Annotated in this window: 2 protein-coding genes; both read left to right on the forward strand. The window is 69.0% G+C overall.

Annotation, left to right across the window (positions count from 1 at the left end; genetic code table 11):
• Positions 1 to 822, forward strand: an 822-nt coding sequence (locus E6J59_20050) for a sugar transferase (protein TMB15328.1), incomplete at its 5' end; no start/stop codon positions are given.
• A gap of 82 nt (positions 823 to 904) precedes the next feature.
• Positions 905 to 2,523, forward strand: a 1,619-nt coding sequence (locus E6J59_20055; GenBank protein TMB15329.1) for a hypothetical protein, incomplete at its 3' end; no start/stop codon positions are given.

The raw sequence follows: 2,523 nt of genomic DNA on the forward strand, positions 1-2,523 counted from the left end.
TGCGGCCGTATCCCCACCCCCGCTCGCTCGAGGCGCTGCGCCACCGCGCGCGGGCGTGGGGCAACCAGCAGTGTCTGGACGCCGCCGAGGTATTCGTCACCGTCCGTCGCGCGCTGCGCCGTGGCCAAACGCCTGGTTGAGGTCGTGCTGGCGGCGCTGGCGGCCGTCGTGACTGCCCCGCTCGTCGCCCTGGCCGCCGTCGGCATCCGTCTGTCGTCCGCCGGCCCCGTCCTGTATCGCGCGGAGCGTGTGGGACGCGACCGGCGGCCGTTCATCATGTTCAAGCTGCGGACGATGCACCTGCGGCGCCGCTCTGACTCGAGCCGCATCACCGGTGCCCACGACCCGCGGGTCTTCCCGTTCGGGGCCTGGCTGCGGGCCGTGAAGCTGGACGAACTCCCTCAGCTCTGGAACGTGCTGCGCGGCGAGATGGCGCTGGTCGGCCCGCGCCCCGAGGATCCGGCCATCGTGACGCGGCTGTACACGGCGCTCGGCCTCGAAACGCTCGCTGTCCGCCCCGGGCTCGCGAGCCCGGGGAGCATCTACAGCTCGACGCACGGCGCCGCGTTGCTCGTCGGAACGGACCCGGAGGCGGCCTACGCGGCGCACCTGCTGCCGCTCAAGCTCGCGCTCGACGTGGTGTACGTGCGCCGCGCCTCGCTCTGGTACGACGCCCGCATCGTGGGGCGGACGCTGTGGGTGATCGTCACGACACTGGTCGGCCGGCGCCGCTTCCCGGATCCCCCCGAGCTGGTCGAGGCGCGCCGCCTGCTCGCCGAGAGCGGCGCGGCGTCGGCGCAACGCCCCGCCACGGAGCTGTAAGACAACTACGACAAACCGACTTTCCCGTCGACGTCAGTTATGGTCCGCGTTCAAGGCACGGCTCGTGCCTCGCCCCTATCGCATGAACCGCCTCCTCGTCGGTCTCCTGTCTTTCGCCGTGCTACTCGTTATGACGACCTGCCGGGACGACCAGAGTTTTCGGATCCCGACGGCCGTATCGCGCCCGCCGGCCGCCGACCTCGCTGCGGGCACCGGTCCGGTCACGTTGGTCGGGGCCGGCAACATCGCCTTTTGCGGCCAGCCCGGCGCCGCCGCGACGGCGCTCCTGCTCGACTCGATTCCGGGGACGGTGTTCGGCGCCGGCGACAACGCGTACGACAAGGGCACCCTCACGCAGTACAACACGTGCTACGGAGTCACGTGGGGGCGGCAGAAGGCGCGTACCCAACCGGCACCGGGCGACCTGGACTATAAGACCGCCAACGCGAGCGGCTACTTCGGCTATTTCGGCGCCGCGGCGGGCGACCCCAAACAAGGCTATTACAGCTACGACCTCGGCGCGTGGCACGTCGTTGTACTGAACAGCGGCAGCCCGTCCCTGGTCCCGACGACCGCGACGTCGGCGCAGGTGCAGTGGCTCAAGGCCGATCTCGCCGCGCACCCGGCGCATTGTACCCTGGCCTACTGGCATCACCCCCTCTTCGACTCCAAAGACAACCCGAACGCCAACATCCGGCCCCTGTGGGACGCGCTGTACGCCGCCGGCGTGGACGTCGTGGTGAACGCCCACTACGGCTTTTACGAGCGGTTCGCGCCTCAGACGCCGGCCGGTGCGGCCGATCCGGCGGGCGGCATCCGTGAGTTCGTGGCCGGAACTGGCGGGGCGCTGGTCACCCCGTTCGGTACCACACGGCCGAACAGCCAGGTGCGGAACAGTGGTACGTTCGGCGTCTTGAAGCTCACGCTCGACGACGCCACCTACAGCTGGCAGTTCGTGCCGGTCGCAGGAAAGACGTTCACTGACAACGGGACGACCGCGTGTCACGGCGCACGGCCGACCGTGAGCGGGGGCCCCGACATCACGACGAATCCGGGCGACACGGTCACCCTTTCCGCCAGCTTCAGCGATCCCGATCCCAGCGATGGCCCGTGGGGATACACGGTCAACTGGGGCGACGGCACGTCGAGCACCGGCAGCACGGCGAGCCAGGCCGCGCCGATCAGCGCGGCGCACGTGTATTCGACCGTGGCGTCCTTCCGCGTGCCCGTGACAGTGACGAACAGCGGCGGTATCTCCGGGATGGACACGGTAGCCGTCACCGTGGTTGCACCGCCTGTCTTAGTGGGCGCCGGAGATATCGCCGACTGCACGAGGAACCAGGATTCGCTCACCGCGAAGCTGATGGACACGATCCCCGGGACGGTGTTCGCGGACGGCGACAACGCTTACCCGGATGGGTCGAGCACGGTCTATAAGAACTGCTATAACCCGACGTGGGGGCGGTTCAAGGCCCGCACCAAGCCGGTGCCCGGCAACCACGATTATCTCACGTCCGGCGCGAGCGGGTACTTCAACTACTTCGGCGCCGCCGCGGGTCAGTCGGGGAAGGGCTACTACAGCTACGACCTGGGCACGTGGCATATCGTCGCCCTGAACTCCAACATCGCGATGAACGTGGGCTCGCCCCAGGAGGTGTGGCTCAAGGCCGATCTCGCCAAGAGCACCAAGCGGTGCACGGT

This window comes from Deltaproteobacteria bacterium (genome assembly GCA_005879795.1).
Lineage (GTDB): Bacteria > Desulfobacterota > Binatia > DP-6 > DP-6 > DP-6.